This is a genomic window from Conexibacter sp. W3-3-2 (assembly GCF_009707605.1).
In the GTDB taxonomy this organism is placed as follows: Bacteria; Actinomycetota; Thermoleophilia; order Solirubrobacterales; family Solirubrobacteraceae; genus Paraconexibacter; species Paraconexibacter algicola.
In genome coordinates this window covers 3,378,560-3,392,948 of record NZ_WLYW01000001.1, presented here as the reverse complement: position 1 = coordinate 3,392,948, position 14,389 = coordinate 3,378,560, and the positions used below count along the sequence as shown (strand labels likewise).

The window sequence follows — 14,389 nt, the reverse complement described above, 5'->3', positions numbered from 1 at the left end:
CAGGAGCCCCATGTCCCGAGCCCGTGTTGCCCTCGCGTCCGTCGCGTCGCTGCTCGTCGTCGCCGCCTACGTCCCGATCGCGAGCGCCGCGCAGCTCGACGCGGGCGCGAGTCACACCTGCGCCGTCCGCGACGGAGGCGTGGTCTGCCTGGGGGCGAACGACGCCGGGCAGCTCGGAGACGGGTCGCTCACCAGCTCCTCGGAGCCGGTGAGCGTCAGGCTGCCGGCCGGCCGCACCGCCACCGCGGTCAGCGCCGGCGGCCAGCACTCCTGCGCGATCCTCGACGACGGCTCCGCGCGATGCTGGGGGGCGGGCGGTTCCGGGCAGCTCGGCGCCGGCGCCCGCAGCGGCTCCCCGACCTCCGTGGCCGTCCAGCTTCCCGCCGGGCGTACCGCCCGTGCCGTCGCTGCGGGCGCCGAGCACACGTGCGCGATCCTCGACGACGGCGCTGCCGTCTGCTGGGGCGAAGGCGAATCCGGACGCCTGGGCAACGGAACCACGAACAGCTCGTCCGTCCCCGTCACCGTCCAGCTGCCGGCCGGGCGCACCGCCACCGCCATCACCGCGGGGTTCTCCCACTCGTGCGCCATCCTCGACGACGGCGGGGCCGTCTGCTGGGGGGCCAACGTCGTCGGACAGCTGGGCAACGGGACCACGAGCCGGTCCCCCGTCCCGGTCCCGGTCCCGGTGGCGCTCCCGGCGGGCCGCACCGCCACCGCCATCTCTGTCGGGAACAGCCACTCGTGCGCGATCCTCGACGACGACCGTGTGGTCTGCTGGGGCAGCAGCTCCTTCGGGGAGCTCGGCGATGGCACGACGATCGCCAAGTCGACCCCCGTCGCCGTCCAACTGCCGGCCGGACGGTCTGCCACGGCGATCGCCAACGGCGCGAACCACTCGTGCGCCGTCCTCGACGACCGGACCGTGACCTGCTGGGGCCTCGGGTCCTTCGGCCAGCTCGGCGCCGGATCCACGGAACGCACGTCGACGCCCGTCCTTGCCGAGCTGCCGTCCGGGCGGACCGCGACCGCCCTCACGGCCGGTGGGTCCCACACGTGCGCGCAGCTGGACGACGACGGCACCGCGTGCTGGGGCAACAACGCCAGCGGGCAGCTCGGGATCCCCAACGCCCGCCCGGCCCCGGTCCCGGTCGGCGTCCTGCTGCCCGTCGGACGCTCCGCCGAGTCCGTGGCCGCCGGTGCCGGCCACTCGTGCGCCGCGCTCGCCGACGGCACCGCCCGCTGCTGGGGTCGGAACCTCTCCGGCGAGCTGGGCGACGGCACCACGCGCAACTCCGCGGTCCCGGTCGACGTCCGGCTCCCGACCGGCCGCACCGTCACCGCGCTCACCGCGAACCGCGGCTTCTCCTGCGCGATCCTCGACGACGGCGCGGCCCGGTGCTGGGGCGACAACCAGTACGGACAGCTCGGGAGCGGCACCCGGACGGCGGCGAGCACGCCCATCGCCGTCCCCCTGGGCACCGGTCGCACCGCGACCGCCATCTCGGCCGGGGCCTACCACGCCTGCGCGGTGCTTGACGACGGCTCGGCCGCGTGCTGGGGCTACAACACCCGAGGTGCGCTCGGGAACGGCACCACCGGGGAGACCCAGACGCCGGGCCCGGTCGCGGTCCAGCTTCCCGCCGGCCGCAGGGCCACATCCATCGCCGCCGGCGGCTACCACACCTGCGCGGTCCTCGACGACGGCAGCGCGGCCTGCTGGGGCGACGGCGACTACGGTCAGCTGGGCAACGGCGGCACGACCTTCTCCACCGTCCCCGTCGCCGTGCAGCTCCCGGCCGGGCGCACCGCCACCGCCATCACCGCCGGTGAGTACTGGTCGTGCGCGATCCTCGACGACGGCTCCGCCGCGTGCTGGGGGGAGAACCCCTACGGCCAGCTCGGCAACGGCACCACCGGCGAGTTCTTCGAACCCGGCGCGACGACCCCGGTCTCCGTCCTGCTGCCCGCCGGCCGGACCGCCACCGCCATCACCGCCGGGCTATATCACACGTGCGCGACGCTCGACGACGACACCGCCACCTGCTGGGGCGCGAACTTCGTCGGCGCGCTCGGAGACGGCACCACCACCACGTCTCCGACCCCCGTCGCCGTCCGGCTCGCCGCCGGCCGGCGTGCGACCACCCTCTCCGCCGGTGCCGTCCACACATGCGCGACGCTCGACGACGGCACCGCGGCGTGCTGGGGCGGCGGCGAGGCCGGGCAGCGTGGCGACGGCAAGACCAACGCGGCGTACGTCGCCGTCCGCTCGGCCATCTCGCCGACCCCGGTGAACACGGTCCCGGTCTGCACCGCCGGCGCGGCGACCGTCGCGCGCGACGCGACCGGGGTCGAGGTCGGGTCCTGCTCGGACGCCGATCCCGGCGACACCCTGGACCTCAGGATCACCGCGGCGCCGACGCACGGCACGGCGGTCGTCGACGGCTCCCGGGTCCGCTACACCCCCGACGCGGGCTACACCGGATCGGACAGCGTGACGTTCGTCGCGAACGACGGCGCCGCCGACAGCGCGGCGGCGACCGCCACGATCACCGTCGACGGACCCCGCCCCAGCCCCGGCGGTGGCGGCGGCGACACCGGCACCGGGGGGACGGGGACGTCCCCCAGCACCGGCCAGGCACCGCCCGCCCCGACGACGGGCCCCGCGCCGACGACCGCTCCCGCCCCGGTCGCCCAGCCCGAGCTGGCCGGTCTGCTCCCGGCGAAGCTCAACGTCCGGCGCGCCGCCGTCCGCGACGGCCGCCTGGACCTCCTGGCCGACATCACCCGCGAGGCCACCGGTTCCGTCCGGTTCACCGTCACGGCTCTCGGGAGGACGTATCGCTTCAGCGTGGACGTCCCCCGGACCGGGATCCTGCGCCTCGACCGCGCCCTGCCGACGACGATGCGCCGCGCGCGCACCGCCATCATCGACATCGCCTACGCCGGCTCAGGGGTCGTGGCTCCCGACGCCGCACGCCTGCGCGCCGCCGCAGGCCCGGCGCGCCTGGCCGCGACCACCAGCACGCTCGTCGGCGACGTCCTCACCGTCGCCGGCACCGTGGCCACCCGCGCCCGTGGCGTCGTGCGGATCAGCCTGACGTACACGACGCCGGCCGGCACGCCGTACGTCCTGAACTACCGCGCCCCGATCGTCGACGGGCGCTGGTCCCTTCAGCAGCGGATGCCGCAGGGCGTCACCGTCAGGACCGGACAGCTCGTCGTCGAGTTCACCGGACACCTCCCGACCCGCACCCGGGGCGAGCGGCTCAACCGGCTCCTGCCGTGACCCTGCCGACGGGCAGGGACCATCCGCCCGGATGATGCGCCGGGCACGCGGAGCCGCGAGGCTGTCCGCGTGCCCGACGACCTCAGCTCGCTCACCCTCGCGGTCGCCGACGGCGTCGCGACGGTCACACTCGCGCAGGGCGACCGTGGCAATCCGTTCGACGCGACGCTGTGCGCCGAGCTCGCGCTCGTCGCCACCGAGTGCGCGGAGGACCCGGCCGTCCGCGCGGTCCTGATCCGGGCCGAGGGCCGGTTCTTCAGCGTCGGCGGCGACCTCGGCGCGCTCGGCGCCTCGCACGAGGAGCTGCCGCGGTTCGTGCAGAACGCGACCACCGGGTTCCACTCGGCGATGTCGCGGTTCGCGCGGATGGACGCCCCGGTCGTCTGCGCGGTCCACGCGCTCGCCGCCGGCGGCGGCGTGTCGCTCGCCGCCGGGGCGGACTTCGTGCTCGCCGCGGCGAGCGCGCGGTTCTACGCCGCCTACCAGGGGATCGGCCTGGCGATCGACGGCGGAGGCAGCCACAGCGTGCCGCGGAAGGTCGGCGCGGCACGCGCGCTGTCGTTCTACCTGCGCAACGAGACCTGGACCGCCGAGCAGGCGCACGCGTACGGCCTGGTCACCGAGGTCGTTCCCGACGGGGAGCTCGCGGACGCCGCGCACGCCCTCGCGGCCGAGCTGGCCGCCGGCCCGACGCGCGCGTTCGGCGAGGTGAAGAACCTCCTGCGCGCGACCTGGGACACGCCGCTGGAGGCGCAGCTCGAGCAGGAGGCCCGCGCGATGGTCCGGGCGGGGCGCACCGACGACGCGTGGAACGCGATCCAGGCGGTGGGCCGCAAGGAGCGGCCCACCTTCGGCGGCTCCTAGGCGCTCACGGCGCGTCGTTCGTCCCGCGCGCCGCCAGGCGGCACGGCTCGTCGCCCCGCCGGGCGACGGCCGTCAGCTGCAGCCGTGCGGTGCGGTCGCCGACGGCGATCTCGACGTCGTAGGTCCCCACGCCCCGGAAGGTTCCGCTGGAGCCGCTGCCCGGCCCGTAGGTGATCGAGGACGCGAAGGTCCTGGCGCCCGCGCCGTTCCGCTCGTCGATGACGCTGCGGCTCGTGATGACGGCGTCGTCGGTGGCGTCCAGGCCATTCTCGAAGCCCACCGCGATGCTGTCGTCCTGGCAGCGCCAGATGACCTCGAGCGTACCGACCTTCAGCGACGTGCTCGGCGGGTCGGACGTCATGCCGTAGCCGAACGTCCGGCGGGCCTCGAAGCGTCCGTCGGCCTCCGTGCGCGTGTAGCCGTCAGGCGTGCCGGCGGGGCCCTGGGGACCGGCCTCCCCCGGGGGCCGGCGGGGCCCTGGGCGCCAGGCGCCCCGGGGCCCCCCTGTGGGCCGACGGGGCCCTGCGAGCCGGTGGCGCCGGGCCTGCCCGCGGGCAGCTGCCCGCGGCGGAAGTCCCGGGCGAGCAGGGTGCCGTCCTTGACCTTCGCGGAGGTGACGGCCGCGGTCTTCAGCTGCTTGGCGCCCACGCTCCGGGCGGGCAGCGCCACGGCGGCGTAGCTCGTGCCGCCGAGCGCGACGAACAGCGCGGCGCAGGACATGAGGGTGGCCGGCGACGGCCGGCGGGAGGGACGGGTGGAGGTCATGCCTCCATGCTGCGCCTGCGGGTCCCGGACGGCAGCGGGAGAGACCCTGGGTCTGACCCGGGTCCGTCCCTCAGGCGTCGGCGTCCGCGAGCCCGAGCGCCTCGCCGAGCGCGCGCCGGGAGCGGATGCCGAGCTTCGAGAAGCTACGACCGAGGTGCATCTCGACGGTCTTCTGGGAGACCCAGAGGGTCTGGGCGATCTCGCGGTTCGTGAGGCCCTCGGCGGCCAGGTCGGCGACGCGTCGCTCCGCCGGGGTGAGACCGTCGACACCGTCGACCGGCTCCCGCTGTGGGCGGGCGCCCGTGGACTCCAGCTCGGCGACCACGTGTCGGGCGAGCCGGACGGAGCCGGTCTTGCGCGAGAGCTCGTGGGCGAGGCGTAGCGGCTCCCGGGCGTCGCGGCGGTCCCCGCGGATGCGCAGCCGGGCGCCGAGGTCGTGCAGTGCCCAGCCCAGCTCGAGCCGCATCTCCGTGGTCTGCAGCAGCGCGACGGCCTGCCGGAGCACCTCGATCCCGTCGTCCGCGGGCAGAGCCTGGGCGCGGACGCGCAGCACCGAGCCACGGGCCCCCGCCAGCCCGGTCGCGTCCGCGGCGGCGAGGTCCACGTCGCTGACGGCCAGTGCCTCGTCCTTGCGATCGGACTGCGCGAGCAGGCTCGTCAGGCGCAGCCGTCCACGGACCGCGAGCGGCGCGCGCCAGCCCCGCGCGTCGGCGAGATCGACCAGCCGCCGCAGGTCGCGCTCGGCCTCGTCCCAGCGGCGCGCGACCAGCCGCACGAGCGCGCGCGAGCTGAGGGCGAACGGCTCGACGTAGGTGCCCTCGACCTCGGTCAGCGGGACGTCGATGTGGGTGAGCGCCTCGTCGAGCCGATCGAGGTGGACGAGGTCCTCGGCGAGGATCGCGGCCAGCGCCGGGACGGTCAGCGCGAGCCCCATCTCGCGGATGACCTGCAGGCCGAGCTCGGCACGGGCGGCGCCCGTTGCCACCGAACCGAAGTCGCGGTGCCAGTAGCCCCACGCGTGCTCGACGAACAGCGTGGCCTGCCGCAGCCCCCGTGCCTGCGCGAGGCGCTCCCCCTCGACGAGCACCGCCTGCGCCTCGCCCGCCCGTTCGGCGAACCGCAGCGCATGGGTCAGCAGGTTCCACGTCGAGGACGCCGGGCCGACCTCGACCGTCAGGCGCCCGCCCGCCTCGGCGCGCCGGGCGAGCTCGACGATCTCCGGACCGGTCGCACCCCGACACGCGCGGTCCACCGCCAGGTGGGCCAGCGCGGCGGGCGACGCCTGCGGATCGGCCGCGGCGGCGTCCATCCGGGCCGCGAAGGCCGGCATCGCCGCGTCGGTGTAGAGAAGCGCCTCGAGGAGGTGGGCCTCCAGCGGGTGCGCCAGCCGGGGGTCCTGCGCATCGGCCAGCGCCGCCTCGAGCTCCGCCACCGCGGCGTCCGGCTCGAGGTGGACGAGATGGTTGGCGAGCGCCGCGTGGGCCCGCGCCGCACGATCCCCGGCGAGGCCGTCGGCCAGCAGCGCGCGCAGCCGCGCGGGACCGGCCGCCTGGCCCGCACGGACCTCGGCCTCCGCGAGCTCGAGCGCGATGTCGTCCCGCGCGTCCGCCGGCGGCGGCTCGACGAGCGCCCGGGCGAGGAGGTCCGCCGCGACCTCGGAAGCGCCCTCGGCGGCCGCGGCGTCCGCCGCCGCGCGCAGGTCGCGGACCGCGTCGGCGTCCCCGGCGGGCGGCGCGGCCATCCGGTGCACGGCGATCACCTGCGGCAGCGCGCCCCGCTCCCGGAGCTGCCGCGCGACCTCGACATGCAGGCGGGCCCGCTCATCGGCCGGGCACTCGTCGATCACCGCGTCGCGGACGAGCGGGTGGACGAAGACGTCCTCGGCGTCCAGCACCTCGGTCCGCTGTAGCTGGGCGCGCGCCTGGAGGGCGTCGTGCGAGGAGAGCCCGGCGAGGGCGGCCAGCTCGGTCGGCGTCGACCGCGGGCCCGCCACGGCTGCCGCCCGCGCGAGTCGCTCTGCGGGCGCGCCCAGGGTGCGCAGCCGCCGTCGGACCGCCGGGGCGACGCCCCGGGCCCCGGAAGCCCGCAGCCGTTCCGCCTCGTCAGCGCGTCCCCGGAGTCCGTCGGCCACGGCCTCGCGGGCGAGGACCGTGGTCAGCAGCGGGTTGCCGCCCGTCGCCTCCAGCGCGGTCCGGACGAACGCCTCGTCCGGGTCCTGGCCCAGCGCGCGGGCCACGACCGCACCGACCTGCTCGTCGGTGAGCGGCGCCGGTCGCATCGTCCGGGCGACCGGCCCCTCGGCGAGCTCGTCGAGCAGTGCCTGCACCGCCCCGGGCTCGTCGCGTCGCATCGTCGCGAGAATGCCGACCTGCGTGTCCTCGAGCCGTCGGCCGAGATGCTCCAGGAACCGCAGCGAGGGTCGGTCGGCCCAGTGCAGGTCGTCCACGACGAGCAGCACCGGGCGCTCGACCGCGAGGTTCAGGACCAGCCAGTGCAGGCCGTGCAGCACCGCGAACGGCTCGACCGGCGCCGTCGTGGCACCGGCGACCAGGAACGCGGCACCGGCGGCGGCACCGGCGAGGAGTTGCGCGCGATCGTCGGGTCCCGCGGCCATCAGCGGCGGGACGAGCAGCTGGTTGACCACCCCGTGCGCGAACTCGCGGTCCAGCTCGCTGGCCCGGGCGCGGAGCACGAGGACCTCGGAGCCCTCCAGACGCCGGCGGGCCGCATCCGCCAGCGCGGTCTTGCCGATCCCGGCGGGGCCCTCGACGAGCAGCACCGACCCCCGCCCGGCCTGCAGCTCGTCCAGATACCCCGTGAGGACGTCCAGCTCGCCCTCGCGGCCGAGAAGGGTCGTCGGCATCACGGCGATGATGACAGCTAGGAGGCGCCGAGCACGGGGGTCTCGGCGGCCGCGCGAGGGGATGGCGCCGAGGCCGTCGCGCGAACCGCGCCGCCGACGATCGTGACGCGCTCGGGGTCGCCGTCGGGGAGGCCGAGGTCGACCTGCCCCGCCCGGTGGCGCAGCTGCACCCGGCCTCCCGGCTCGACCGCCCCGAGCTCCCGCAGGTACCCGGCCACGGCGGCCGCCGCCTCGCCCGCAGGCGGCTGCTCGACACCGCCGGCGGACGTGGCCGGCGCCCGCCCCTCGACGCGCCGCGGGCCGGCGCGGTGGACCAGCTGGACCGACTCCCAGGTCCGCGCGAGCAGCAACCGGCGCAGGCGCGCGGCGTCGTGGTCCAGATGGCCCAGGCGCGAGGGGGACCCGGTGGCGAGGACCAGGTGCCAGGCGCCGGCCCACGCCAGGCCCGGCGGGACGCGCGGGTCCAACTCGCGGTCCTGCCAGCCCAGGGCCTGCAGCGCCTCGGCGAGGTCGTGCGCGGCTGGGACGGCGCACCGCACCGGCGCGCTGCGCAGGGACACGGAGAGGGCGACGCCCGAGTCCACCCCGACCGCGACCGGCTCGCCCTGGGAGGCGAACGTGACCGGACCGGACCCGTGGACCGCTCCCCAGGCGGCCCCGGCACCCACGACGAGCGGGCTGGAGAACGCCACCTCGCCGTCGCCGTCGAAGCAGCGGACGGCGACCCGGCCCCGGCGGAGCGGCCCGAGGAACACGACCGCGTCGACCGCGGCGTCCGCCGCCGTGGCGCGCCGTCGCGCGTCGGTCGCGCCCTCGGCGTCCAGGACGACGCCGACGTGTCGGCCGGTGGCCGGGTCCTGGGTGAAGGTCGCCCAGCGCTGCACCGGCGCCGATCCGTTCCCGTCGAGCATGACCGCAGGATCGACGTCCCCGTGCGGACGCGCGACGGGGGCCACCCCAGGGACCACCCTGCCCCGGGGCCGGGCACCCGAGGTCCAGGGTCAGGAGCAGGGTGGGTCTCCGCTGCCGTCGCGTCGGCCGACGGCCAGGCTGCCGTCCATGTCCTCCCCCAGACCGCGCCGCCTCGCCGCCGCCGCCATCACGCTCGCCGCTTTCGCCGCGATGCCCGCCGCGCCCGCCCTCGCCGACTCGATCGCCTACGTGAAGGACGGCGACCTCTGGCTCTCCACCCCCGACGGCGCCCGGCAGTACCGCGTCACCACGACCGGCGGGTACTCCACGGTGTCCCAGAGCGACGGCGGGAACCTCGTCGCGCTCCACGGCGACCGCATCCACACCCTCGACCAGCAGGGCACCGTGCGGTACGACATCCGCACGCCCGCCTCCTCGAGCTTCCCCGGAACGCAGTTCCGCGGTCCGTTCGACCCCGTGGTCAGCCCGAACGGGGTCTCGATCGCCTACACCTGGTACTACACCGAGGTGTCGTCCTCTCCGAGCTGCAACCCCTCCACGGGGTGCCAGACGGTGTACGGACGTCAGGGCACCGGCTACACCCACCCCGACCGCATCACCGCGTTCGACGAGGACGGATACCGCAGCCAGAGCGGCTGGGTCGGCCCGTCCTGGACCACCGACGGGGGCACGATCATCTCCGACCCCGCGCAGGTCGGCAACGAGCAGGTCGTCGTCCACACCCCCGGCAACGGCGACGGCAGCTCCGGCGGCATCGGCCGCTGGTTCTCCGACAACTCCGCCAACGGCCTGCGCGACGTCGAGCAGAGCCGTGACACCCAGAAGCTCGCCGCGGTGTCCGGCGCGCAGAACGAGCAGATCAACTTCTACCGGGCCAAGGGCGGGTATCCGACGCTGCCCGAGCCGTGCTACGCACTGACCGGCGACGTCGGGCGCTATCAGCAGCCCAGCTGGTCCCCGGACTCGACCCGCCTGGCGTTCGCCGACGACCAGGGCATCCACGTCCTTCCGATCCCGGACATGAGCAAGGACTGCGGCACCCCGACCGAGGCCGCGAGGCTCGTGATCCCCGGCGCCCAGCACCCCGACTGGGGACCGGCCGACGTCCCGCCCGCCCGTCCGAACCCGCCGGTGAAGCAGCCGGGCAACGCCCCCGGGCCGTCGCCCGCTCCCGGCCCGGTGCCCGGCATCACCCCGGGACCCGGGGTCGAGGAGCGGCCCTCCGGCAGCACGGTGACGAAGCCGAAGCTCGCCGTTCGGAGGATCGGTCTGCGGACCGCCCTGCGTCGCGGACTCCCGGTCACGCTGACCGGCCTGATCCCGGGCAAGGTCACCGTGAGGGCGACGGTCGGCCGGACGACGGTGGCGACCGGCCGCCTGACCGTCGCGAGCAGCGGGAAGGGGAGCGGCACGCTGCGGTTCACCGCCACCGCCCGCCGGCAGCTCGGCGGGCGACGGAGCGTCCGGCTCAGCGTGAGCACCGGCGGGGCCCGGGCGACCGTCACCCTCAAGCGCTGAACCTTCGGGTGCGCGTCAGCGCCCGATCGCGCTGCCGGCGCCGCCGAGCTGCTCGCGCAGCTCGCGCTTGAGGATCTTCCCCGAGGCGTTCTTGGGGATCTCCGGCACGACGTGCACGGACTTCGGGACCTTGTGCGCGGCGAGACCGCCGCGCGCGTGGGCGATCAGCTCGTCCTCGGTGACGGTCGCGCCGTCGGCGAGCACGACGACCGCCGCGATCGCCTCGATCCAGCGCTCGTGCGGCAGGCCGATGACCGCGACCTCGGCGACCGCGTCGTGGCGGAAGAGCGCGTCCTCCACCTCGCGGCTGGCGACGAGCACGCCGCCGGTGTTGATGACGTCCTTGATCCGGTCGACGACGAACAGGTACCCCTCCTCGTCGACCCGGACGAGGTCCCCGGAGTGGAACCAGCCGCCCGCGAACGCCTCCGCGGTCTCCTGCGGCTTCTCCCAGTAGCCCCGGCAGAGCTGCGGGGAGCGGTAGACGACCTCGCCGAGCTCGCCGGGCTGCACGTCGTTCATGGCGTCGTCGACGACGCGGGTCTCGACGAACAGCGCCGCCCGGCCGACCGAGTCGGGGCGAGCGGCGTGCTCGTGCGGCTGCAGGATCGTGGCGAGCGGCCCGATCTCCGACTGGCCGAAGCAGTTGTAGAAGGCGACGTCCGGCAGCCGCTCGATCAGCTTCTCGAGCACCGGCACCGGCATGATCGACGCGCCGTAGAACGCCTTGCGCAGCCCGGCGAGGTCGCGCGTCGCGAGGTCCGGGTGCCCGGCGATCGCGACCCACACGGTCGGCGGCACGAACACGGAGTCGATGCCGTCCTCCTCGACGCGCCGCAGGATGTCCGCGGGGTCGGGCGCCTCGACGAGCGTGTTCGTCGCCCCGACCGCGAGGTAGGGCAGCAGGAACACGTGCATCTGCGCGGAGTGGTAGAGCGGCAGCGCGTGCAGCGGCGCGTCGTCCTCGTGCAGGCCGAGCCCGACGATGCAGCTGACGTACTCGTGCACGAACGCCCGGTGGGTCATCATCGCGCCCTTCGGCAGCGACGTCGTGCCCGACGTGTAGAGCAGCTGGACGAGGTCGTCGTCGCCGACGCCGTCCTCCTCGTGCACCGGGGCGGCGGGATCGGCCATCCACGCGAGCACGTCGCGGGCCGGACCGGCGCCGTCGCGCAGCGTGCCGCGCCGCACGCCGGCGTCCAGGCGATCGGCGATCGCGTCGACGTTCGCCGCCAGCGCGGGGTCGACGAACACGGCCGCGGCCCCGGACTGGGTGAGCAGGTAGGCGAGCTCGTCGCCGGTGGCGTTGAAGTTCACCGGCACGTGCACGAGGCCGGCGCGGGCGCACGCGAGGTACAGCGCCAGGTACGCGTCGGAGTTTTTGCCGTAGGCGGCGATCCGGTCGCCGGGTCGCGCGCCGTCGGCGAGCAGCTGCGCGGCGACGCGGCCGACCGCGGCGTCGAGCTGCGCGTAGGTCCACTCGCGCGCACCGACGCGCAGCGCGACGCGCGCCGGGACGCGGCGCGCGCTGCGGGAGAGGATCTGGCCGACGGTGCTGGGGAAGGCGGGGACCGGGGTCATGCCGGCCGTCCTACCCGGTGAGGTCGCGACCGATCAGCGCCCGCGCGATGACCCACAGGAGCACCTCGTTGGCGCCCTCGAAGATCTCGAGGATCTTCGCGTCGCGGTAGATCTCCTCGAGGCGGAACGTCTCTCCCGGTCGCGGCGATCTGCTTCGCGAAGCCGTAGCCGCCGTAGACCTGCAGCGCGTCGCGCGCCAGGTCGTTGGCGAGCTTCGTGCCGAACGACTTGGCCATCGACGCCTCGGGCTCGCCGGAGCGGTCGCCGCGGTCGAGCCGCACCGCGGCCTTCTGGTACATCGAGCGGGCCGCCTCCAGGTGGGTGGCGTGCTCGGCCAGGCGGTACTGCCAGTGCTGCATCTCGCCGAGCTTCTTGCCGAACAGCTGGCGGGTGCCCAGGCGCTCCACCGCGAGGTCCATCGCCGCCTGCGCGACGCCGACGCCCGCGGCGCCGATCCCGACCCGGCCGGCGGCCAGCGACGCGAGCGCGACGCCGAGCCCGCGCCCGGGCTCGCCCAGCACGTTCTCGGCGGGGACCTCGACGTCCTCGAAGACGATGTCTGCGGTGATCTGGCCGTGGTGACCCATCTTCAGGTCGGGCTCGCCGACGGTGACGCCGGGCGAGTGCATGTCCACGAGCAGCATCGTCATCGCCTGCTCGTCCCCGTCGCGGCACAGCACGCACAGCCAGTCGGCGACGACGCTGTTGGTGATCCAGCACTTGCGGCCGTTGAGCACGAAGCCCGAGTCGGTGCGCCGGGCGACGGTCTTCAGCGTCGACGGGCTGAGGTCCGAGGACGCGTCGGGCTCGGTCGTCGCGAAGCTGAACGCGCTCTCGCCGCTGATGAGCTTCGGCAGCACGCGGTCGCGCACCTCCGGCTGGGCGAAGCTCAGGCAGCGCGCGTTGAGGATGCACTGCCCGTCGTAGACGCCCGCCATCGAGGAGGACTCGTAGGCGATCTCCTCGGTGACGATGCACGTCGCGAGGATCGGGTGGTCGAGGCCCGCGCCGTGCGGCGCCGGGAACGGCACGGCGAAGCAGCCGTCGGAGGCCAGGCCGCGGAACGCCTCCCACGGGAAGCTGTCCCGGGACTCCGGGGTCTGCGCGATCTGCCGGGCGACGGGCGCGAGGTGCCGCGCGACGGAGTCGCGGGCCAGCTCGCGGACGTGGGCGACGTCGTCCGGGAGGAAGACGTCGTTCCAGGTGCGGTCCTGGGTGCGCGCGGGACCGGTGCGCTCGACGGTGCTCATGCAGACGGGACGGTCCACGTCGTGCGCATCGAGTGCACGCCGTTGATGAAGTTGTTCGTCTGGAAGTGCGGCTCGTGCGCCTCGATGTCCGGGAAGCGGCGGAACACCTCGGTGAGGCCGTACTTGACCATCTGCCGGCCGAGCGCGGCGCCCATGCAGTAGTGCGGGCCGCCGCCGCCGAAGCCGAGGTGCGCGTTGCGGGTCTCGCGGGTGATGTCGAACCGCGTGTGGTCCGCGAACGCCTCCTCGTCGTGGTTGCCGCTGACGTACCACATGACGACCTTCTCGCCCTCGGCGATCTTGACGCCGCGGATCTCGGTGTCGTGGGTGGCGGTGCGGCGGAAGTGCATGACCGGCGTGGAGTAGCGCAGGACCTCCTCGACGGCGCCGTCGATGCGCCGGTCGAAGTCGGACATGAGCAGCGCCCGCTGGTCCTCGTGCACGGTGAAGAGGTTCAGGGCGTGCGCGAGCGAGTGGCGGGTGGTGTCGTTGGCGGCGGAGCCCAGCAGGCTGAAGAACGCGCCGATCTCCCAGTCCTCGAGCGTGCGGCCGTCGACCTCGGCGGCGACGAGCCAGGAGATCAGGTCCTCGCCCGGGTTCACGCGCCGCTCCTCGACGAGCTCGAAGCAGATGTCGAGCAGGCGCATCGCCTCCTCGCCGTAGGTCTCGAGCGCGTCGCGGCCCTGCTGGGCCTCCGGGTCGTCCCAGGCGAGCATCTTCTCGGCGGCGTCCATGATCGTCGCGCGGACCTCGCCGTCGTGCACGCCGAAGAAGTCGGCGAAGATCCGGCCGGGCAGCTCCTTGGCGAACTCGTTGGCGAAGTCGATGTCGCCCTTCTGGCCGACCTCCTCGCAGAGCTTCACGACCTCCTCGTGGACCCAGCCCTCGATCTGCCGCATGCGCCGCGGGGTGAACGCCTGCGAGACGAGCGAGCGCATCTGCTGGTGCTCGGGGTCGTCCATGAAGAGGAACGACTGCGACATCGTCGCGACGGCCTCGGGGAAGTCCTCCATGAGGAATCCCTGGCTGGAGATGAAGGTCTTGGCGTTGCGGGACACCGCGCGGATGTCCTCGTGCTTCCACAGCGACCAGAAGCCCGGCGTGTCCTCGTCCGGCGGCATCAGCGTCGACTCGTAGGGGCGGTGCCACGAGACGGGCGCCTCCTGGCGGAAGCGCTCGAAGACCTCGCGGTCGCGGTCCATGTAGGGCTTGGCCCAGAAGTCGCGGGCCGAGATGTCGGCGTCGGGCGAGTCGATCGTCGGGCGGCTGGCGGCGGGCGTGCTCATGGGAGCATGCTCGCCCGCCGGCGGGGGCGTCGCATCGCCC

Annotated in this window: 10 protein-coding genes and 1 pseudogene; 3 read left to right on the top strand and 8 right to left on the bottom strand. The window is 75.0% G+C overall.

All coding sequences use genetic code 11. The features are described 5' to 3' along the window. Positions 1 to 10 precede the first annotated feature (10 nt). Together GKE82_RS16430 and GKE82_RS16425 are read left to right on the top strand one after the other, a co-directional pair. Positions 11 to 3,289, top strand: a complete 3,279-nt coding sequence (locus tag GKE82_RS16430) for an Ig-like domain-containing protein (RefSeq protein ID WP_154734028.1) — start codon at positions 11 to 13, stop codon at positions 3,287 to 3,289. Between the two features lie 69 nt (positions 3,290 to 3,358). Further along, positions 3,359 to 4,153, top strand: coding sequence for an enoyl-CoA hydratase-related protein (locus tag GKE82_RS16425; protein WP_309233649.1), 795 nt, complete (start codon positions 3,359 to 3,361; stop codon positions 4,151 to 4,153). A 4-nt stretch (positions 4,154 to 4,157) separates the two neighbouring features. On the opposite strand, the gene GKE82_RS16420 is transcribed toward GKE82_RS16425, so the two are convergent. The 4 genes from GKE82_RS16420 to GKE82_RS16405 all read right to left on the bottom strand — a co-directional run bounded on the left by GKE82_RS16420 (position 4,158) and on the right by GKE82_RS16405 (position 8,692). Next, complete coding sequence (locus GKE82_RS16420) at positions 4,158 to 4,514, bottom strand: hypothetical protein (protein WP_154734027.1); 357 nt, start codon at positions 4,512 to 4,514, stop codon at positions 4,158 to 4,160. Next, positions 4,511 to 4,918, bottom strand: a complete 408-nt coding sequence (locus tag GKE82_RS16415) for a hypothetical protein (RefSeq protein WP_154734026.1) — start codon at positions 4,916 to 4,918, stop codon at positions 4,511 to 4,513. The genes GKE82_RS16420 and GKE82_RS16415 overlap by 4 nt, the downstream gene beginning before the upstream one ends. Positions 4,919 to 4,988: 70 nt before the next feature. Then, entirely contained in the window at positions 4,989 to 7,781 is a 2,793-nt protein-coding gene (locus GKE82_RS16410; protein WP_154734025.1) for an AAA family ATPase, read from the bottom strand. 17 nt (positions 7,782 to 7,798) lie between these two features. Then, positions 7,799 to 8,692: a PhzF family phenazine biosynthesis protein gene (locus GKE82_RS16405; RefSeq protein WP_154734024.1), complete on the bottom strand. Its 894-nt coding sequence runs from the start codon at positions 8,690 to 8,692 to the stop codon at positions 7,799 to 7,801. 148 nt (positions 8,693 to 8,840) lie between these two features. Between GKE82_RS16405 and GKE82_RS16400 the strand changes: the two genes are divergently transcribed. Continuing rightward, complete coding sequence (locus GKE82_RS16400; RefSeq protein ID WP_154734023.1) at positions 8,841 to 10,232, top strand: PD40 domain-containing protein; 1,392 nt, start codon at positions 8,841 to 8,843, stop codon at positions 10,230 to 10,232. 15 nt (positions 10,233 to 10,247) lie between these two features. Here GKE82_RS16400 and GKE82_RS16395 read toward each other — a convergent pair whose 3' ends face one another. From GKE82_RS16395 to GKE82_RS16385, 4 genes and pseudogenes are all read right to left on the bottom strand, one after another. Beyond that, positions 10,248 to 11,813 carry a fatty acyl-CoA synthetase gene (locus tag GKE82_RS16395; RefSeq protein ID WP_154734022.1) on the bottom strand — a complete coding sequence of 522 codons (1,566 nt, stop codon included), beginning with the start codon at positions 11,811 to 11,813 and terminating at the stop codon, positions 10,248 to 10,250. Positions 11,814 to 11,823: 10 nt separating this feature from the next. Then, the gene (locus GKE82_RS31535; RefSeq protein ID WP_375337047.1) at positions 11,824 to 11,898 is read right to left on the bottom strand and encodes a hypothetical protein; all 75 of its coding nucleotides are present in this window, start codon (positions 11,896 to 11,898) and stop codon (positions 11,824 to 11,826) included. A 124-nt stretch (positions 11,899 to 12,022) separates the two neighbouring features. Beyond that, positions 12,023 to 13,063, bottom strand: a pseudogene (locus GKE82_RS16390) (acyl-CoA dehydrogenase family protein); the annotation flags it as partial. Further along, the gene (locus GKE82_RS16385; RefSeq protein ID WP_154734021.1) at positions 13,060 to 14,349 is read right to left on the bottom strand and encodes a cytochrome P450; all 1,290 of its coding nucleotides are present in this window, start codon (positions 14,347 to 14,349) and stop codon (positions 13,060 to 13,062) included. The gene GKE82_RS16385 and the pseudogene GKE82_RS16390, both read right to left, overlap by 4 nt. Positions 14,350 to 14,389: the final 40 nt, after the last annotated feature.